At 71.3% G+C, this 19,484-nt stretch carries 14 protein-coding genes, 2 tRNA genes, 2 pseudogenes and 1 riboswitch; of the genes and pseudogenes, 10 read left to right on the top strand and 8 right to left on the bottom strand.

Annotated features, from left to right (window positions below; all coding sequences use genetic code 11):
* The first annotated feature begins 246 nt into the window (after positions 1-246).
* From VN520_RS08270 to VN520_RS08255, 4 genes are all read left to right on the top strand, one after another.
* On the top strand, positions 247-1,743 hold the full coding sequence (locus VN520_RS08270; RefSeq protein ID WP_325746198.1) for a sporulation protein: 1,497 nt from the start codon (positions 247-249) through the stop codon (positions 1,741-1,743).
* A 123-nt stretch (positions 1,744-1,866) separates the two neighbouring features.
* Positions 1,867-3,123 (top strand): L-2-hydroxyglutarate oxidase, encoded by a 1,257-nt coding sequence (gene lhgO, locus VN520_RS08265; RefSeq protein ID WP_325746197.1) that lies wholly within the window; start codon positions 1,867-1,869, stop codon positions 3,121-3,123.
* Positions 3,116-3,949, top strand: a complete 834-nt coding sequence (gene trmB / locus VN520_RS08260) for a tRNA (guanosine(46)-N7)-methyltransferase TrmB (RefSeq protein WP_325746196.1) — start codon at positions 3,116-3,118, stop codon at positions 3,947-3,949. Before lhgO ends, trmB begins: the two co-directional genes overlap by 8 nt.
* 70 nt (positions 3,950-4,019) lie before the next feature.
* Positions 4,020-5,498 carry a PrsW family intramembrane metalloprotease gene (locus tag VN520_RS08255; RefSeq protein ID WP_325746195.1) on the top strand — a complete coding sequence of 493 codons (1,479 nt, stop codon included), beginning with the start codon at positions 4,020-4,022 and terminating at the stop codon, positions 5,496-5,498.
* Between the two features lie 156 nt (positions 5,499-5,654).
* On the opposite strand, the gene VN520_RS08250 is transcribed toward VN520_RS08255, so the two are convergent.
* The 4 genes and pseudogenes from VN520_RS08250 to VN520_RS08235 form a co-directional block, all read right to left on the bottom strand.
* Positions 5,655-6,695 (bottom strand): M23 family metallopeptidase, encoded by a 1,041-nt coding sequence (locus tag VN520_RS08250; protein WP_325746194.1) that lies wholly within the window; start codon positions 6,693-6,695, stop codon positions 5,655-5,657.
* A gap of 11 nt (positions 6,696-6,706) precedes the next feature.
* Positions 6,707-6,859: riboswitch (cyclic di-AMP (ydaO/yuaA leader) on the bottom strand.
* Between the two features lie 232 nt (positions 6,860-7,091).
* A complete protein-coding gene (locus tag VN520_RS08245; RefSeq protein ID WP_325746193.1) occupies positions 7,092-8,249 on the bottom strand; it encodes a PP2C family protein-serine/threonine phosphatase in 1,158 nt (385 codons plus the stop codon).
* 137 nt (positions 8,250-8,386) lie between these two features.
* Positions 8,387-8,470 (bottom strand): annotated as a pseudogene (locus VN520_RS08240) (MerR family transcriptional regulator); the annotation flags it as partial.
* 156 nt (positions 8,471-8,626) lie between these two features.
* Positions 8,627-8,700 (bottom strand) — tRNA-Met (locus VN520_RS08235).
* A 358-nt stretch (positions 8,701-9,058) separates the two neighbouring features.
* Between VN520_RS08235 and VN520_RS08230 the strand changes: the two genes are divergently transcribed.
* The 3 genes from VN520_RS08230 to VN520_RS08220 all read left to right on the top strand — a co-directional run bounded on the left by VN520_RS08230 (position 9,059) and on the right by VN520_RS08220 (position 11,124).
* The gene (locus tag VN520_RS08230) at positions 9,059-10,444 is read left to right on the top strand and encodes an FAD-binding oxidoreductase (protein WP_325746192.1); all 1,386 of its coding nucleotides are present in this window, start codon (positions 9,059-9,061) and stop codon (positions 10,442-10,444) included.
* A 207-nt stretch (positions 10,445-10,651) separates the two neighbouring features.
* Entirely contained in the window at positions 10,652-10,810 is a 159-nt protein-coding gene (locus tag VN520_RS08225) for a hypothetical protein (protein ID WP_325746191.1), read from the top strand.
* 92 nt (positions 10,811-10,902) lie between these two features.
* Complete coding sequence (locus VN520_RS08220; RefSeq protein WP_325746190.1) at positions 10,903-11,124, top strand: hypothetical protein; 222 nt, start codon at positions 10,903-10,905, stop codon at positions 11,122-11,124.
* Between the two features lie 262 nt (positions 11,125-11,386).
* Here VN520_RS08220 and VN520_RS08215 read toward each other — a convergent pair whose 3' ends face one another.
* Positions 11,387-12,841 (bottom strand): MFS transporter, encoded by a 1,455-nt coding sequence (locus VN520_RS08215; RefSeq protein WP_325746189.1) that lies wholly within the window; start codon positions 12,839-12,841, stop codon positions 11,387-11,389.
* Between the two features lie 164 nt (positions 12,842-13,005).
* Here VN520_RS08215 and VN520_RS08210 point away from each other — a divergent pair, with 164 nt between their 5' ends.
* From VN520_RS08210 to VN520_RS08200, 3 genes and pseudogenes are all read left to right on the top strand, one after another.
* Positions 13,006-13,461 (top strand): MarR family winged helix-turn-helix transcriptional regulator, encoded by a 456-nt coding sequence (locus VN520_RS08210; RefSeq protein WP_325746188.1) that lies wholly within the window; start codon positions 13,006-13,008, stop codon positions 13,459-13,461.
* Positions 13,462-13,915: 454 nt separating this feature from the next.
* Positions 13,916-14,686 (top strand): hypothetical protein, encoded by a 771-nt coding sequence (locus tag VN520_RS08205; protein WP_325746187.1) that lies wholly within the window; start codon positions 13,916-13,918, stop codon positions 14,684-14,686.
* Between the two features lie 20 nt (positions 14,687-14,706).
* Positions 14,707-14,888, top strand: a pseudogene (locus tag VN520_RS08200) (hypothetical protein); the annotation flags it as partial.
* A 55-nt stretch (positions 14,889-14,943) separates the two neighbouring features.
* On the opposite strand, the gene VN520_RS08195 reads toward VN520_RS08200, so the two are convergent.
* The 3 genes from VN520_RS08195 to VN520_RS08185 form a co-directional block, all read right to left on the bottom strand.
* Positions 14,944-15,017 (bottom strand) — tRNA-Lys (locus VN520_RS08195).
* A 90-nt stretch (positions 15,018-15,107) separates the two neighbouring features.
* The gene (locus tag VN520_RS08190) at positions 15,108-16,664 is read right to left on the bottom strand and encodes an amino acid permease (protein WP_325746186.1); all 1,557 of its coding nucleotides are present in this window, start codon (positions 16,662-16,664) and stop codon (positions 15,108-15,110) included.
* Between the two features lie 102 nt (positions 16,665-16,766).
* The gene (locus VN520_RS08185; protein WP_325746185.1) at positions 16,767-18,983 is read right to left on the bottom strand and encodes a DEAD/DEAH box helicase; all 2,217 of its coding nucleotides are present in this window, start codon (positions 18,981-18,983) and stop codon (positions 16,767-16,769) included.
* Positions 18,984-19,484 lie beyond the last annotated feature (501 nt).

The raw sequence follows: 19,484 nt of genomic DNA, 5'->3' as shown, positions 1-19,484 counted from the left end.
CACGGTGCCCGCGTCCCGCGCCGCACGGACAACATTCCCGCCATACGGAGGTCTGCCCCTTAACGGTGGGGATGCGGCGAACTACGCTGGGTGTACCGATGTTCTCAGCAGGGCGGCATATTCCACGGGGCTCGGCCAAATGCGTGTGCGGCCGGAGTGCCCGGGACCGTCCCTGGGGAGAACACGGTACGAATGCCGCGCGCCCGACGGTGACGCGGCGGCCGTCTGTGTGTCGAGGGGTGGCGCATGTCCAGGGAGCAACGCGGGCCGAACGAGAAGCTCGGCACGGTTCTCGCCCTCGCGGGAATCAGCAACGCCGGGCTCGCCCGGCGGGTCAACGACCTCGGAGCGCAGCGCGGTCTGACACTTCGTTACGACAAGACGTCGGTGGCCCGCTGGGTCGCCAAGGGCATGGTGCCGCAGGGCGCGGCGCCCCATCTCATCGCAGCGGCGATAGGGGCCAAACTCGGCCGTCCCGTCCCGCTGCACGAGATCGGGCTCGCCGACGCCGATCCGGCGCCGGAGGTCGGTCTGGCCTTCCCCCGTGACGTGGGCGAGGCGGTGCGGTCGGCGACCGATCTGTACCGGCTGGATCTGGCGGGCCGCCGGGGCGGCGGCGGGATCTGGCAGTCACTGGCGGGTTCCTTCGCGGTGAGCGCCTATGCGACCCCCGCGTCCCGGTGGCTCATAACGCCTGCGGATCCGTCGGTCGCGCGGGACCCGGCAGCCGCCCAGGCCGCGATACTCGGTCCCGAGGGCGCGCCCCGGGCGCACGGCGGGGTGCCCGTCCAGCCGGGCCCGGAGTCCGCCGCCGACGGGCTGCTGCTGCGGGTCGGCCACAACGACGTGGCCAAGCTGCGCGAGGCCGCCCAGGACGCGCGCCGGTGGGACTCCAAGTACGGCGGCGGCGACTGGCGTTCCTCCATGGTCCCGGAGTGCTTACGGGTCGATGCCGCGCCGCTCCTGCTGGGCTCCTACAGCGACGAGGTGGGCAGGGCCCTCTTCGGAGCCTCCGCCGAACTGACCAGGCTCGCCGGGTGGATGGCCTTCGACACCGGCCAGCAGGAGGCGGCCCAGCGCTACTACATCCAGGCGCTGCGCCTGGCCCGTGCCGCCGCCGATGTGCCGCTGGGCGGATACGTCCTGGCGTCGATGTCCCTTCAGGCGACCTACCGGGGCTTCGCCGACGAGGGCGTGGACCTCGCGCAGGCGGCGGTCGAACGCAATCGCGGGCTCGCCACCGCACGGACCATGAGCTTCTTCCGGCTCGTCGAAGCGCGCGCCCACGCCAAGGCCGGAGACGCACCTGCCGCGGGCGCCGCGCTCCGGGCCGCCGAGAGCTGGCTGGAGCGCTCCCGGACCGGCGACTCCGACCCGGCGTGGCTCGGCTTCTACTCGTACGACAGGTTCGCCGCCGACGCCGCCGAGTGCTACCGCGACCTCAAGGCGCCCCGGCAGGTGCGGCGCTTCACCGAGCAGGCCCTGTCGAAACCCACCGACGAGTTCGTCCGCTCCCACGGGCTGCGGCTCGTCGTGTCCGCGGTCGCCGAGCTGGAATCGGGCAACCTCGACGCGGCCTGCGCGGCGGGGACACGGGCGGTGGAGGTGGCGGGACGCATCTCCTCGGCGCGCACCACCGAGTACGTGCGCGACCTGCTGCACCGCCTGGAGCCGTACGGGGACGAGCCCCGCGTGGCCGAGCTACGGGAACGGGCCCGCCCGCTTCTCGTGGCCCCGGCGTAGGAGGCCACCGGTACACCCCGGTTTCGCCGGTTCCGGGACGGAACGTCCCGCCGCGCACACGCCGTCCCTGGTTTGAGCCCGTTGTCAGTGGGTCAGTGCACTATCGGGGTGGGAGGTGGCGTGATGATGACGCACGCGGCGTACGACTGCGACGTGCTGGTGATCGGTGGCGGGATCGTCGGTCTGTCGACCGCGTACGCGATCACGCGCACCGCGCCGGGCACCCGGGTCACGGTGCTGGAGAAGGAGTGGGGCCCCGCCCGGCATCAGACCGGGCGCAACAGCGGGGTGATCCACAGCGGCATCTACTACCCACCGGGTTCGCTCAAGGCGCGCTACGCGGTGCGGGGCGCCGCCGAGCTGGTGGACTTCTGCGCGGAGCACGGGATCGCCCACGCGGTGACGGGCAAGCTGATCGTCGCGACCCACAGCGGCGAGCTGCCCCGGCTGCACGCCCTGGTGCAGCGCGGCCGGGCGCACGGGCTGCCGGTCCGGGAGCTCGGCCCCGCCCAGATCGCGGAGTACGAGCCGCAGGTGCGCGGTCTCGCGGCGATCCGGGTCGGCACGACGGGGGTGTGCGACTTCACCGCGGTGGCCGTCCGCCTCGCCACCGAGATGAGCGCCTCGGGCGGACGGATCCGCTACGGCGCGGAGGTCGTCGCCGTCGACCGGCGTCCCTGGGGTGTCGCGGTGCGCACGTCCGACGGCCAGGTGATCAGGTCCCGGGTGCTGGTCAACTGCGCGGGGCTGCACAGCGACCGGGTGGCACGGCTCGCGGGCGACGACCCGGGGGCGCGCATCGTGCCGTTCCGCGGGGAGTACTACGAGCTGGCCAGGCCGGAGCTGGTGCGCGGGCTGGTCTATCCGGTGCCGGACCCCGCGTTCCCCTTCCTCGGGGTGCATCTGACCCGGGGCGTCGACGGCACGGTCCACGTCGGGCCGAACGCCGTGCCCGCACTGGCCCGCGAGGGGTACGGCAGGGCGGTCGTCCGCCCGCGCGAGCTGGCCGCCACCCTGGCCTGGCCCGGCTCCTGGCGGATCGCCCGGCGCCACTGGCGGTACGGGGCGGGCGAGGTGCACCGGTCCCTGTCGAAGAGCGCGTTCACCCGGGCCGTCCAGCGGCTGCTGCCGGAGGTGACGGAAGCCGATCTGCGGCCTTCTCCGGCGGGGGTCAGGGCCCAGGCGGTCCTGCGGGACGGCACGCTGGTCGACGACTTCCTGATCCGGGACGCCCCGCACACCGTGCATGTGCTGAACGCCCCGTCCCCGGCGGCCACCGCGTCCCTGCCCATCGGGAGGGAGGTGGCGCGACGGGCCCTGCTGCGGGCTCGCGCGACGGGGTGGACGCCTCCCGCCGTAGAATCGGGGCATTGTGTCTGAGCCTGTGAACCCCACCCCGAAGACGTCCGGCCCCGCCCCCGCCGAGGACGCGGACGCGGCAGCGCGACGCGCCGCCTCCTTCGAGCGTCAGCGCAGGCTGCGCCAGGAGCCCCGCTTCCCCGGTGGCCCGGCCGCCGACCCGGCGGGCTCGCACCACGAGCGGCGGATCCGCAGCTTCCAGCCGCGCCGCAGCCGGGTGACCGCCGGCCAGGAGGACGCCCTCCAGCGTCTGTGGCCCGAGTGGGGCTTGGACATCGACGGCCTCACCACCCTCGATCTCCCCACTCTCTTCGACGGTCTCCCGGTGGTCCTGGAGATCGGCTTCGGGATGGGCGAGGCGACGGCGCAGATGGCGGCCGACGACCCGGGCACCGGGATTCTGGCCGTCGACGTGCACACCCCTGGGCAGGGCAATCTGCTGGGCCTCGCGGACCGGGCGGGCCTGTCCAACGTCCGTGTCGCCAACGGTGACGCGATCATCCTGCTCCGCGAGATGCTGGAGCCGGCCGCTCTGGACGGTCTCCGGGTGTACTTCCCCGACCCGTGGCCCAAGAAGCGGCACCACAAGCGGCGGTTGATCCAGCCTGACTTCCTCGATCTGGTGGCGCAGCGGCTGAAGCCCGGCGCGCTCGTCCACTGCGCCACGGACTGGGAGCCGTACGCCGAGCAGATGCTGGAAGTCCTCACGGCGCACCCCCTGTACGAGAACACCCGGGCGGACGGCGGTTATGCGCCCCGGCCCGCGTTCCGCCCGCTGACCCGCTTCGAGGGCCAGGGGCTGGACAAGGGCCACGTCGTGCACGACGTGCTGTTCACCCGTCGCTGATCAGCCATCGCCCGGCGCCCCGCCCCCCGCGGCGTGGCCAGGTGTCAGTCGTCCTCGTTAGGGTCGTCGGGTGTCCCAGGGGTCCGTGCAGCATCAGCAGCCGGCCGTCCCGGTTCTCGCAGAGCAGCAGCTCGACGAGTTCCTGGGCGCCGTCCCGGAGCGAGGCCAGTGGCGTTACCGGCCCCGTCGCGTCGGCATGGTCTGGCGCAGCAAGGCGTTCCGTGCCGGTGCGGTGATCACGGTGCTCGCGCTCTGCGGACTGGTGATCCTGGCCCTGGTGCGCGAGCAGACGGGCACCGAGGGCTTCCTGGTCGGACTGGGGCTGGCCGTGCTGCCCGTGCCGCTGCTGATGGCGGCGTTCCGCTGGCTCGACCGGGTCGAGCCGGGCCCGTGGCGGAACCTGCTGTTCGCGTTCTCCTGGGGTGCGTGTGCCGCCGCGCTCGTGGCGATCATCGCCAACACCTTCGCCACCCGCTGGATAGCGACGGCCACCGCGGACCCGTCGAGCGCCGACACCCTCGGAGCCACGGTCGTCGCCCCGGTCGTCGAGGAGATCGCGAAGGCCACCGCGGTCCTGCTGATCTTCCTCTTCCGCAGACGGCAGTTCGGCGGGATCGTCGACGGCATCGTGGTCGCCGGCTTCACCGCGACCGGCTTCGCCTTCACCGAGAACATCCTCTACCTGGGCAATGCCTTCGGTGAGGACCAGGAGCTCGGGACCACGGGCTTCGCCTCCGTGACGGCGGGGACGTTCTTCGTCCGTGTGGTGATGTCGCCCTTCGCCCACCCCTTGTTCACGGTGCTCTCCGGCATCGGCTTCGGCATCGCCGCGCTCGGTGGCCCGCGTCACCGGGTGCGCCGGATCGTCCTGCCCCTGCTCGGACTCGTCCTCGCCATGGGTATGCACGCCCTGTGGAACGGCTCCTCGTCCTTCGGCCCGTACGGCTTCTACCTGGTGTACGGCGCGTTCATGATGCCGTCCTTCGGCCTGGTGACCTGGCTGGCGGTCTGGTCACGCCAGAGGGAGCTGCGCACGCTCTCCACCGAGCTCCCGGTGTACGCGGCGGCGGGCTGGCTGGCCCCCGCCGAACCGCTCGCACTGGCCTCGATGCGGGCACGGGGCATGGCCCGTGACATGGCCAGGCACTGGAACAGCCACCCGGACCGTGCCCGCGGCAGGGCCGCCGCGCGCACCGTCGCGGAGTACGAGTCCTTCGCGACCTCTCTGGCCGTACTGCGCCGCAGAGCGCGCCACGACGGAGCGGGCCCGGACTTCGCCCTGCGCGAGCAGGAGTTGCTGCACCACCTCTGGCACCGCCGGGACATCGCGGGCCCGGCCCTGGCGTACGCGGCCCACGCGACGGGCCGGCTGCGCGCCCACCGGCCACCGGTGCCGCCGTTCCCCCGCCAGTACCCCCACGGCGGCCCGCCTCCTCAGCAGCTCCCCGCACCGCACCGGCATTACGGGGGCTACAACCCGTACATGGAGGACGGCGGGCGCCGCACGCCCCCGGTGAGTGACAGCTCTCGAACAGACCGACGGCCCTGACGCCGGGGGGTGCGTCAGGGCCGCCGGGGTCCGGTACGCCGGAGGCCGGCGCGTCGGGCTACCGGTGCGTCGGGCTACCGGCGTAAGGGCCTGTCGCCCTGGAGCAGACCGGACACGTCGGTCCAGGACTCGCCCGTGCACACCGGACCGGAACGGTCAGATCGTCAGGCCCTTACCGCGCAGCCAGCTCATCGGGTCGATGCCCGTGCCGTCCGCGGTGTGGATCTCCAGGTGCAGGTGCGCACCGGTCACATTGCCGGTCGCTCCCACACGGCCGATGGTCTGGCCGGTGGTGACCCTCTGACCGGCGGTCACGTCCATCGAGGACTGGTGGCAGTACCAGACCTCGGTGCCGTCGTCGAGCTCCAGGACCGTGCGGTAGCCGTAGGCGCCGGAGTAACCGGCCGACTTCACCGTGCCGCTGTGCACGGCCTTGACCGGGGTGCCGGTCGGGGCCGCGAAGTCCAGCCCGGTGTGGTGGCCCGAGGACCACATCGATCCGGCCTGACCGTAGGTCGAGCTGATGTAGTAGGAGGAGGTCGGGACGGCGTAGCTGGCGGCGAGCTCGGCGAGCCGCTCGGCCTCCGCCTTCTTCTCCGCCGCTTCCTCCGCCGCCTTCTTCTTCGCCGCGGCCGCGGCCTCGGCCTTGCTCTGCTGCTTCGCCGCCTGGGCCACGGCGGCCTCGACCGCCGCCTTCTCCTCCGCGGCCCTGGCCTCGGCCTCGGCTCCCGCCTGCTGCTGCTCGGCCTGCTGGAGGATGCGGGCGCGCAGCGCCTCGCCGGCGTCGGTGGTGCCCTGCTCGGCCTCGGCGGCGGTGATGCCCGCGGTGGTGAGCGGGGAGGACACGACAGCCGTCTCGTGGTCCGAGTCGGAGTCGCCGGACATGAACGCACCCACGCCGGGAAGGGACTTGGCGTCGGGGAGATTGTCCGCGATGGAATCGGGAAGAGAAATGGAGACCGGCGGCTTGCTCTGCGCGGTGGCCATGCCACCCGCGCCGACGGCCGCGATGACGCCGACGCCGAGGACGGTGGAGCTACGAGCGAGACCGCGCTGCTTGGCTACGCGGTGCCTGCCGCGTACGGGACGGATGGACTCCTCGGTGGGGTTCCATTCCTCCCACGTCCTGTCCTCATCACCGAAGCTTCCGGTCCTGAAGGATGACGGTGCCTCGGGGGCAGGCTGGTTGGACGCCACGTGGGCGCACTCCTTTCCTTCCTTCTCGCCTACCGGGTTAGCTGACGGGTTCGGAGCAGGAAGGTCTCCTACGGGCCCCTTCGTCTCTCGCGAGACACAGGTGTCCGATTCACCCCATGTAGGTGGTTCCCCGGTTCCCTTGCGGAATTCGGCGCTGCGCACGGTGTCGCCTCTTGCGACGACAGGTACAACCGCGCTGCGTTATCGAACGTTAATAGACACCGGGGCCCGATTCCAAGCCGTTCCCATAGATCACCTACGATCTCGGCCTGGACTTTCCCGGCTCAAACGGGTGCAAACGGGCGACTTGAGCGACCCTCATCCGGCCACCAATTTCTGACGATGTGTCAATTGTTATGCGAGCGCGGTCTTTCGACTACCGACGGTCGCGACCACTCATTCACTGTCCCGCCGCACGATCTTCACCGTCGTACGCCGTTCCTGCTGTCCCCGCGCGGGACGGCCGACCGCGAGGAGCGCCAGGTCGTCCGTCGACCGGCCACCGGTGTGCAGCCGTACGTCATCGGTGAGCGCGGACAGCAGCTCCTCGGGCCCCGGGAAGAGCCGGCCCCGCAACCGGGCCGCCGGGTCGTAGAAGACACCTTTCGCGTTCCGCGCCTCGGAGAGCCCGTCGGTGAAGGCCAGGAACATCGCCCCGGCCGGCAGCGACCACTCGTCCGACCGGTCCGGCCACGCGTCCAGCCCCATCCCGAGCGGCAGCGCGGGCACGGTCGGCGCCAGTACGTCCAGCGCCCCGTCCGCGTGCAGCACGAGCGGCTCGGGATGACCGCGGTTGACGACCCGCAGCGTGTCCGAACCGGCCGGGAGTTCCGCGAGCACGGCGGTGACGAACCCCTCCATGGAGTCGAGCCCGCCCCGCCGCGAGCCCTCACGGGCCAGTGCCCGCTCCAGGCGCTGGACCACGCCCTCAAGTGACAGCTCCTGCTCGGCGGCCTCCCGGAACGCCCCGATCACGACGGCCACCGCCGCCACGGCGTCCAGTCCCTTGCCCCGTACGTCCCCGACGACCAGGCGCACTCCGAACGGCGTGTCCGCGACGGCGAACAGGTCGCCGCCCACGAACTCGTCCGCCTGGGCCGCCTCGTACCGCGCCGCGACCAGTAGCCCGCCGATCCGGTCCTCGGGCGTCGGGAGCACCGCGCGCATCGCGGTCTCCGCGATCACCCGGGCCGAGGCCAGCTGCTCGTTCCCACGGCGTACGACGCGGTTGATGACGAGGGAGAGCGCGGCGACGGTGATCAGGGTGAGCAGATCGGTGACCGGCACGACCTGGGCGAGAACGCCGTCCGAGATCCGGATGGCGAGCACGACGAGGACCGCCGCCGCTCCGGCACGGACGGTGCCGGCCGGCGAGAAGAACGGGGCGGCGATCAGCGGGGCGGCGGCGAAGAGGGGGACGGCGGAGACCTCGGCCGGCGTCCCGAGGTCGGTGGCCACCCCGGCGCAGATCATCAGAGCGGGCAGAGCGCGCACGAACCGCCGGGAACGGACGTTCCCGGCGGCACCCCCTGGCCGTCCGTCCCGCTTCCCCACCTGTGCACTCCTGCCCGGTCCACCCACGGCTGCGGACGGTACCGCGCTCCGCCCGGGCCGGCCGGAGCCGCGCCGGGCGGCGCCACGTCATCGGCCGAAGGGAGGAGCGCGTCGGAGCCCCGCCCCGGTGGTCGGCCGGAGAGCCGGTGCTGCGCGTGGATCGTCAGTGCATCCCGTACGAAGACGGCAATTCCGTCTCCGTAGCGATCGTAGTTCCTCCGGGAGCGGAGACCGGCGATGCACGCCCCCCGGGCCGGTCACCTGCGCACGCGTGTCCGTGTGCCGTCCCTCCCGGCCGCGGCTGCCGGGTGCGGCCGGGAGGGACGGCACACGACAGAGGCCCGGATCCTTGGAAGGATCCGGGCCTCTGTCTTCAGTAGCGGGGACAGGATTTGAACCTGCGACCTCTGGGTTATGAGCCCAGCGAGCTACCGAGCTGCTCCACCCCGCGTCGTTGTGATGGCAACTCTACGCCATCCGGGAGGGTGCTCCGACCATGTACGGCCGCCGCTCCCTCATCCCCTCACCCCCGGGGCCCTTCCGGAACCGGAGTGGTCCTTCAACACAGGGTGCAGAGAACGGAGTTGATGTCCGGGGGTGCGCGCAGAACTGTATCCGCACCCCGACCGGGCCGGGGGCGTGGTGCTGCGCGATTGCGGGGCTTCGGGAGCGGCGGGACGCTGGAGGAGCAAGCCTTCGGTGTTCGGTCCCGTCTGTGCGGCATCCAGGGGTGCCGGCGTCGGCCCAGCAGCCTCACCCGATCCGGTGGTGCCAGGGGAGGCCGGGCGCACACGCGCGAGGAGAGGACCATGGACGGCACCCTGCTCGAGACGATGAGAACCGCTCTGCGCGGCCCGGTCATCGGTCCCGAGGACCAGGAGTACGGGCAGGCCCGCGCGGTCTACAACGCCATGATCGACAAAAGGCCCTCGGCCGTGGTCAGGTGCCGCGACACGGCCGACGTCATGGCGGCCGTCGGCTTCGTCCGCGAGCACGGCCTGGACGTGGCCGTACGGGGCGGCGGGCACAGCGGTCCCGGCCTCGGCCTCTCCGACGACGCGGTCACGCTCGACCTCTCACCCATGCGCGGCGTGCGGGTGGATCCCGCCACCCAGACCGCCCAGGCCGACGGCGGCGCGACGCTGGGCGACCTCGACCACGCCACCCACGCGTTCGGCCTCGCCACCCCGACGGGGATCATGTCCACGACCGGCATCGGCGGGCTCGCCCTCGGCGGCGGACACGGCTACCTCACCCGCAAGTACGGCCTTTCCGCGGACAACCTGATCTCCGCGGACGTGGTCCTCGCCGACGGCACCTTCGTCTCCGCGAACCCGAGTGAGCACGCCGACCTGTTCTGGGCACTGCGCGGCGGCGGCGGGAACTTCGGCATCGTCACGACGTTCGACTTCGAGCTGCACCCCGTGGACACCGTGGGCGCCGCCATCACCGTCTGGCCCCAGGAACTCCTCCCCGACGTCATGCGCTGGTACCGCGACTTCCTGCCGCAGGCACCGGACGACCTGTACGGCTTCTTCGCCTCGCTGACCGTCCCGCCCGGCCCGCCCTTCCCCGAGGAGATCCACGGACAGAAGATGTGCGGCGTCGTCTGGTCCTCGACGGCGGACCCGGAGTCGCTCGGCGAGACCCTCGCCGTGGTGAACGAACCGGGGCCGCCCGCCTTCCACTTCACCGCACCCATGCCCTATCCGGCCCTGCAGTCCATGTTCGACGCACTGATGCCGGCCGGCCTCCAGTGGTACTGGCGCGGAGACTTCTTCGACCGGATCACGGACGAGGCCGTCGACGTGCACGCCTCCTTCGCGAAGAAGCTCCCCACCGGCCTGTCGACCATGCACCTGTACCCGGTCGACGGAGCTGCCTCCCGGGTCGGTCCCGACGACACCGCCTGGGCCTACCGTGACGCCGTCTGGTCCGGCGTCATCGCCGGCATCGACCCCGATCCGGCCCACGCCGCCGCACTGCGGGAGTGGGCCGTCGGCTACTGGGAGGCGCTGCACCCGCACTCCATGGGCGGCGGCTACGTGAACTTCCTGGGCACCGGCGAGTCCCAGGACCGGGTCCGGGCCACCTACCGGGGCCACTACGACCGGCTCTCGGAGGTCAAGGGGACCTACGACCCGCACAACCTCTTCCACGCAAACCAGAACATCGAACCCGCACCGCCGCACTGAGCATCACGCCAGGGGCGCAATTCCGGGGGGAAGCCGTGCTGGGAGGGTTACAGTCTGCATGCACCGCACGATGATCCGGCCGCCCCCGGAGCGGCGCGGCACCGGCAGCGGCACCTCGTCGCCCTGCCGGTCGGGACCAGTCCGGCATCCACCGCAGCGGCTCGGTCACGGGGCTCTCACCGCACACCTACGTACAGGACACCTGAGATGACCGACATGCCTGCCCGCACGACCCAGCGCCACCCCGGCAACGCGTCCGCGAGCTCCGACGCCGACACGGGCATCGCGGCCCCGCTGCCCACGCCGCAGTACGCGGGCCTGTTCGTCGAACCCGACCTGCCGCCGGTCACCGACGAACCCGAATGACCGGGCACGTCCCGCGGCCGGTCCCGGATGACCTGACGCGTGCTCCGACCGGCCCCGGGTGACCGGCCCGGCCGCACGGTCGTTGGGAGACCATGTGCATCCGTATCGGCGTGATCGTCCTCGCAGTGGCCCTGCTGATCGCCGCGTTCCTCTCGAACATCCCGTCCCGGGAAGAGACCGAGACGGCCTGCCGACGGGCCCTCGACAACACGTCGACGTGGACCAACCGGCCGGACGTCTGCCAGGAGGTGCCCGCACAGACCTACCGGGCGTTCCTCATGATGTACGACCTGCGGGAGGAGGGCCTGGACTGACGGTCCACGCCCCGGAGCCGGCCGGCCCGGGAACCGTGCCGACTCACGGGCAGCGCCCCCGACAGCCCTGCTGTTCCTTCCGCCCGCCCTGCTGAGCAGCACTTCCTGGAAGCCCGCGACGGGCCTGAACCGGCCCGCTCCGGCGGTCGGTGCCCGTACGGCGACCAGTTCCCGAGCAGAGCCCTGGAACGCCGAAGCGCCCCGACCGGTCGTACCGGTCGGGGCGCTGCTGACGGTCGTACGGGTCCGCTCCCGGCGGACGTCAGGCTTCGGCCGTGACCTTGTCGGCCGAGGCGGATCCCGTCCTGCCGCCTCCGGCGGCGGGACGGACGAGCCCGGGGATGAAGGCGGCGACGGCGGCGGCGACGAGTGCGACTCCGCAGCCGATCATCAGGCCGACACGGAAACCGTCCTCGGAGGCGAGCGAGAACCCGCCGAGGCTGATGGTCATCTGCGCCAGCACGACACCGATGACGGCCGAACCGATGGTCGTACCCAGCGAGCGCATCAGGGTGTTGAAGCCGTTGGCCGCGGCGGTCTCCGAGAGCGGTACCGAACTCATGATCAGGGCGGGCATCGCTCCGTAGGCGAGGCCGACGCCGCTGTTGATGACGATGCCGACGATCATCAGGCCCCAGGCGGAGCCCATGAGGAAGAGGGAGATGCCGTAGCCCAGGGAGATCACGAGCGCACCGAGGACGAGGGCGATCTTGGGGCCGCGCGCATTGATCAGCTTCCCGCCGAGCGGGGAGACGATCATCATCATCACGCCGCCGGGAGCCATCCAGAGGCCTGCGGCCAGCATCGACTGTCCCAGGCCGTAACCCGTGGCCTCGGGGAACTGCAACAGCTGCGGCGCGATCAGCATGAAGGAGTACATGCCGACGCCGACCAGGATCGACGAGACGTTGGTCAGCAGCACGCGCGGGCGGGCGGTGGTGCGCAGGTCGACCAGCGGGTCACGGGTACGCAGCTCGTAGACCCCCCAGGCGCCGAGGGACACGACCGCCACGGCGAACAGGCCGAGCGTGGTGCCCGAACCCCAGCCCCAGTCGGCGCCCTTGGAGATCGCCAGCAGGAGGGAGACCAGTCCGATGGCGAGTCCGATCGCGCCGGGTGCGTCGAAGCGCTGTCCCTTCGCGCCGGCCGGGACGTCCGGGACGAAGCGCCAGATGAGTACGGCGACCATCAGGGCGAGGACCGCGGAACCCCAGAACAGCACGCGCCAGCTGGTGTATTCGGCGACCGCGGCGGAAATCGGCAGACCGAGGGCGCCGCCGATGCCCATGGAGGCACTGACGAGGGCGATCGAACCGCTGAGCTTCTCGGCGGGCACCACGTCACGCAGCAGCGCGATACCCAGCGGCACCATGCCCATGCCCATGCCCTGGAGGCCCCGGCCGACGATCATCGGGACCACGGAGGAGGCCAGCGCACACACCACCGAGCCGGTGATGAGCGGGACCGCACAGGCCAGCAGCATCCGGCGCTTGCCGAGAAGGTCCCCGAGCCGGCCGGTGACCGGCACGCACACACCGGCGACCAGGAGGGTGACGGTGACCACCCAGGCCGCGTTCGAGGACGAGGTGTCCAGAATCCGCGGCAGCTCGGCGATGAGCGGAGTCACCAGTGTCTGCATCACCGCCGCGACGGTGCCGGCGAGTGCCAGCGTCGTGATCACGCCGCCTGCGCGGGCTGTGGGCTGGGGGGCGTCCATGTCCGGGGTCCTCGGCTATCTGTCGGTGGAAGATTTGGCATCGTACACGTATATTGCATTATGCACATCGTATGGTCCATGCACTTCCTCGTGAACATACGATGAGGTCAGCACGCACGACGACACACCGGCCTCGCCGGGCAGGAAGCAGGAGGTGCCCGCGCATGAACAGGGCAACGCGAGAGGTCGAGTACGAGCAGATGCTGCTCAGCCGGCACGGCCTGCTGAACCAAAGAAAGGGACGCCGCAGGGACGGCCTCCTGGAGCGCAGCGCGTACGTCCTGCTCAGCCGCATCCGCGTTCAGGGCCCGATGTCCGTCGGCGAGCTCAGCGAAGCCTTCGACCTCGACGTCTCCACCCTCAACCGGCAGACCGCCGCGGTCATGCGCGCCGGATTCGTGGAGCGCATCCCCGATCCGGACGGGGGCATGGCCCGCAAGTTCCGCATCACCGAAGAGGGCGCGAAGACCCTCGACGCGGAACGCGAGGGCATGGTGAGCTCCTTGGAGCGGGTCATGGCCGACTGGCCCGACGAGGACATCTCCGCCTTCGCCGACTACCTGCGGCGCTTCAACTCCGACATCGAACGCCTCGGCGGCCGCCCCTGGCCACGGCCCTGAGCCCCACCGCGCGCACCGGACGGAGGGCGGCTCGCGCACGGGGGCACCGACCGCGCCGGAAGCCGGCCCGAACGGTCTGAATGGTCAAGAAGACGCTTGCCTCACGGCACGGTGACGACGCCATGCGGCTGGCCGTCCGGTTCGGCGGCGGCCTGCCCGGCCACGCCGGGTCCCGGGCCGATGAGATGCCGCGCATCCCGCAACGGATGAGACCGGTAAGAGTCTGTCACCAGGCAGTCGCCGACGCTCAGCCGTTCGTAGACTGCGTGGAAGACCAGAGGCTGGCCGAGCTTGCGTCGGTCCCGTGGCCATCACTCGGGAAGGACGTTCCATGGCAGGTCGTACGGGGGATCACCAGCAGGGCGGCGCCCGTGGCGGGACGCCACCAGTCATACCGGCGACCGGTCAGACACCTGCCCCTGTCCCTCCCTCCGCCCCGGTACCGCCGCTTCCCGTGGTCCCGCCCGACAGCCGCCTGCGACGCGCGGGCCGCCGCTACCGCGCCCTGTCCACCGCCAACAGACTGTCCCTGTGGACAGGGGTCATCGCTGCGTTCGCCTTCGCTGTGCCGACCACCGTTTCCGCATGGCAGGCGCTCTTCCCCGACGACCCCGCCACGCTGCTGGTCGCTCCGAACGACCAGAGCTGCCTGACACGTTGGTACGTCGCGGACACCGACGCCGAGCTTCGCTCCGGCGTGAACGGCGCTGCTTCTCCTGAACAGCTGACGGCCTGGCGACAGGAGGGCCGGATCGCCCACGCGGGGACGCTTGAGGCAGCGGTCAGCGTGCACGGTAACGCCGGTGCGTCCGTCGAGATCCGCGACATCTCCGTCACAGTCACGCGCAGGGAGGAACTCGCGCCCGGCACGGTGACCGGCCCTCCCGGCTGCGGAGCCGGCCCTGATGAGCCCGCGTACCTGGCGGTCGACCTGGACACGCTGCCGCTGAACCGCCCTGTCCCCGCCGCGTACCTGCTGCGCAGCCCGCAGCAGAAGGCAGCACGCCGGATGGAGGAGGATATGGGCACAACCGTCAGCTTGCCCCACACCGTCGCATCGGGCGACTTCTACTCCTTCTTCCTGATCGGGCACACCCAGCGTTACGACACCGACTGGCGGGCCACCGTCACCTGGTGGGACGGCAAGGAGATGCACAGCCGCACCGTCTCGGACCCCGGCGGCAAGGAACTCCGGGTGGTTCCGACCGGAGACGACCCGACGTGACCCTCCGGACGGATCAGCGAACCGACTTCGTCACTGGACCCACTCCGATGCACTGGAAGAACCGCTCACCGCTGATCCGTGGACCCGACGGCAACCTCATCACTTCTTCACCCCTGTCACCCCCGCGGCCGTCGTCGAGAGGTACGTGCACCCTCCGCTCACGTACACGCCCGGGAACGACTCAGCGCCCTGCCCGGCTTAGCCGGGCGGAGCGCTGAGCAGCAGGCCAGAGGATGTTCTCCTCGTCCTGCGGTCGGTAGGCCGTGTGGGACTCGAACCCACAACCAACGGATTAAAAGTCCGCTGCTCTGACCAATTGAGCTAACGGCCCGTGATGGATCACCCCCGAGCATAGCTCCCCCGGGCCCGGCAGCCGATCGGGTATCGGGTGCCGGGCCCTGTCGTGCCCGGATCGGGCGGGTCAGGCCGTGGTTTCGTCCTTGGTTGTGTGCTTGTGAACCGGTGTATCCGGTTTCAGGAACCAGTGGCGGGCGGACACCAGCCACCAGACGGCGGCGAAGCCCAGCACCACCAGGACGGCCAGGGGCGCGTAGTTGAAGCTCTCCCAGGTGACCGGGGACACCTGGGGCAGCATGAAGAGCACCGTGATCACCCCCACCCAGGAAACCGCGACGATGCCGATGGGCCGGGACCACCGGCCCAGGTGCCAGGGACCCCGGACGAAGTCGTCGCCCCGCAGCAGTCTGAGCAGGGTGGGGATGACGTAGGCGATGTAGAGCCCGATGACCGCGATGGACGTCACAGCGGCGTAGGCGGTGACGTTGATCAGGTACGGGAGACCGAGGGCCAGGGCGCCGAGAGCGGCCAGCCAGACCGCCGCGACAGGCGTACGGGTGCGTGGGCTGACCGTGTGCCAGACGCGGGAGAAGGGCAGTGCCCCGTCGCGCGAGAACGCGTAGATCATGCGGCTGTTGGCGGTCACCGAGGCCATCCCGCAGAACAGCTGGGCGCCGATCACGACGAGCAGCAGGAGCTTGCCCGTGGTGGCACCCAGCGCGTCCAGGAGGATCTGGGCGGGCGGGGCACCGGTCGGGGAGTTCAGGGCGCCGTCGTACGACTGGATGGCGAAGGTGAAGCCCAGCAGGAGCACGAAGCCGGCGATCCAGGACGTCCAGATGGACTGCACGATGCCGCGCGGCCCCGCCACGGCCGCGTCGTGGGTCTCCTCCGTCATGTGGGCGGAGGCGTCGTACCCGGTGAAGGTGTACTGCGCCATCAGCAGCCCGATCATCACGACGTAGAAGCCGCTGCCCCAGCCGGTGTTGTTGACGAACTCGGTGAAGACGTACGACGCCGACCGGTGCGAGTCCGGCACGAAGGTGAGCGCGCCCACGATGACGGCGACCCCGACCACGTGCCACCACACGCTGACGTTGTTGAGGACGGCGACGATGCCGACGCCGAAGGTGTTCAGCAGGCCGTGCAGGATCAGGATCGCCGCGAAGAGCAGGATCGTGCGGCCGGGAGTGACCTCGAACCCGAACTGGAGGTTCAGGTACGCCCCGAGGAAGGACGCCGCCCCGAAGTCGATGCCTGCGGTGACAGCGACCTGGCCCAGCACGTTGAACCAGCCGGCGAACCAGGCCCACGCCGCGGCCGAGCGCGGCGGGGCGAGGCGGTGGGCCCAGAAGTACAGGCCGGCCGACGTCGGGTACGCCGAACAGATCTCGGCCATCGCCAGGCCGACGAACAGCGTCATCAGCCCGACGCCGACCCAGCCCCAGGTGATGACGGCGGGGCCGCCGGTGTTCATGCCGAACAGATACAGCGTCAGACAGCCGGAGAGCACCGAGATGATCGTGAACGAGACGGCGTAGTTGGAGAAGGCCGACATCCGGCGGGCGAGGACCTGTGTGTAGCCGAGTTCGGCCAGACGTTCCTCGTCGGAGGTGGGCGCGGGTGAGTTCTGGAGGGTATCGGGCGGTGGCTCTGCCGCCACGGCTTCGTCGTTCGTCATGCCCCCAGCGATGCCCTCGCACGGAGGCCGGAAACGCCGCAGGGCCCGTACGCCACCGAGGTGTCGTACGGGCCCTGCGGGTCAGTCAGCTGTCAGCCGGACTCAGCCGTTGCGCTTCCAGCGCGGCTTGTCGTCGCGGCGGCCGAAGGTACCGGTGCCGGTACCCGTGCCGGTGCCGCCGCGGTGGTCGTCACGACGCCCGGTCGGGCGGTCGCCGCCGCCGGAGCGGAAGCCGCCCGAGGGACGGTCGTCACGACGGTCACGGTTGAACGGGCGGTCGCTGCCGCCGGAGCGGAAGCCGCCCGAGGGGCGGTCGTCGCGGCGGTCACGGTTGAACGCGGGACGGTCGTTGTCACGGCGCTCGAAGGAACGGCCGCCGCGGTCGTCCCGGCGGTCACCGCCACCGGAGCGGAAGCCGCCCGAGGGGCGGTCGTCGCGACGGTCGCGGTTGAACGCGGGACGGTCGTTGTCACGGCGCTCGAAGGAACGGCCACCACGGTCGTCCCGGCGGTCACCGCCACCGGAGCGGAAGCCGCCCGAGGGACGGTCGTTGCTGCCGCGGAAGGACGGACGGTCGTTGCTGCCGCGGTAGCCGGAGCCACCGGAGGGGCGGCCACTGCGCTCACCGACACGGTCGTTGCCACCGCGGTAACCCCCGCGGTCGCCACCACGGTCGTCGCGGCGGTCATCACGGCGGTTGAAGTTGCCCCGGTCGTCACGGCGGTCGTCACGCGCGGCCGGCTGCTCGGGGACGGACACGGCTGCGACGAGCGCGGCCTCGGCCTCGGCGGTGACCTCGGCCACCGCCGCCTCCGGGTCGTCGCCCCGCTCGCGGGCGGCACGGGCGACCAGACGGTCGGCCTCCTCGCGCAGCTCGACGGCACGGCGCTGGACGCGCTCCAGCTGCTTGGTGAGGTCGGCGGCCTCGCGCTCGGCCTGCTTGGCGGCGTTGTTCGCGGAGTCGGCCTGGACCTCGGTCAGCGAACGGGCACCGGTGATCTCGGCGACCTCGGGCTCGAAGACGCCCGCGCCCTGCACGATGTGGCGCGAGGCGTCGACGCCCGCGTCCTCCATCAGGCGGAAGATCTGGCGGCGCTGGTGCGGGAGCGCCAGCGACACGACGACACCGGACTTGCCGGCGCGGGCGGTGCGGCCCGAGCGGTGCAGGTAGTCCTTGTGGTCGCCGGCCGGGTCCACGTTGAGGACGAGGTCGATGCCGTCGACGTGGATGCCGCGGGCGGCGACGTCGGTGGCGACGAGGGCGTTGACGTAGCCCTTCTTGAAGTCCTCGAGCACCCGGGTGCGGGCGCCCTGCGTCATGCCGCCGTGCAGCGCGTCGGCCTTCACGCCGGACTCGATGAGCTGCTCGGCGATGCGGTCGGCGCCCAGCTGGGTGCGGACGAAGATGATCGTGCGGCCCTTGCGGGCGGCGATCGCGGCCGTGACGGGCGCCTTGTCCTTGGGCTTCACGACGAGGACGTGGTGCGACATGGTCGAGACGTTGCCCTGGGCGCTGTCGACCTCGTGGGTGACCGGGTTGCTCAGGTAACGCTTGACGAGGGTGCCGATCTCGTTCTCCATCGTGGCGGAGAAGAGCATGCGCTGGCCGCCACCGGGGATCTGGTCGAGCAGCTCGGTGACCTCGGGCAGGAAGCCCAGGTCCGACATCTGGTCGGCCTCGTCGAGGACCGCGACCTGGACGTTCTCCAGGGAGCAGGCGCCACGGTTGATGATGTCGCGCAGCCGGCCCGGGGTGGCGACGAGGACGTCGACACCACGCTCCAGCGCGTAGATCTGGTTGCCCATCGACGTACCGCCGCAGACGACCTTCATCTTCAGGCCGAGCACGTCGCCGTACGGCTGGAGGGCGTCCGCGACCTGCATCGCGAGCTCACGCGTCGGCGTGAGGATGATCGCGCGGGGCTTCTTCTTCTCGGTGTGACCACCGGCCAGCGCGGCCAGGGTGGGCAGACCGAAGGAGAGGGTCTTGCCGGAGCCGGTACGGCCACGGCCCAGGATGTCCTTGCCGGCCAGGGCGTCCGGGATGGTCGCGGCCTGGATCGGGAAGGGGGCGGTCACACCGTTCTGCGCGAGCTTGCGGACGATGCCCTCGGGCAGTCCGAGCGAGGCGAACGTGATGCTCGGCCCGGTGTCCTCGGCGGCCTCTTCGGAGCCATCCGCAGCAGGAGCGTCGGCCGTAGGAGCGTCCACGGCGGTCTCCGCGGCCGGGGTCCCGTCGGCTGCCGCAGGGGCCTGGGCCACTACGGCCTCGGCGGCCTCCACGACCTCGATGGTGTCGACGTCGTTGTTCTCGGACATGACGGTGTGGTCAGAACTGGAAATTGACATGCGAAATGCGAAACCTTCCGGAGTCTCGGCACGCGCCCGTAACTCCGTGTTTTCGCAATTTCGACCGCCTCAATGCGGTCCAGCCACGGCAAGGGAGAGTACGCGCCACACGGCGCTCTTCTGTGTCGGCGCCGGGCATAGGATCAAACGATCTACTACCATACGCACCCTCCCCCCATTCGTGCAAACCGGGTCGCCCCGAACCCGGCTCACACCGGCGCGACCTGCGGTGATGCCCGAGGAGTGGGCCGCGTCACACCCCTCCCAGGCGCCCCCGTCGCATCCGTGCGGGACTGCGCGGCCGGCGAGGCCGAGGGCTGCTCCGGCGGCGGCGAGGGTTCCGGCTCCGGCGAGGGCGGAGGTGGAGGTGGAGGCGGGGGCGGGGGCGGAGGCGGGGGCTCCTCGGGAACGACCGGCGGAGGCGGCGGCTCACCCGGGCCCGGAGCGCTGGGCTCCGGGGCGGGCAGGGGG

It is taken from the genome of Streptomyces sp. (genome assembly GCF_035563135.1).
Lineage (GTDB): Bacteria > Actinomycetota > Actinomycetes > Streptomycetales > Streptomycetaceae > Streptomyces.
Note: the sequence above shows the minus strand (reverse complement) of the source record. Positions and strands in the feature narration are given on the sequence as shown.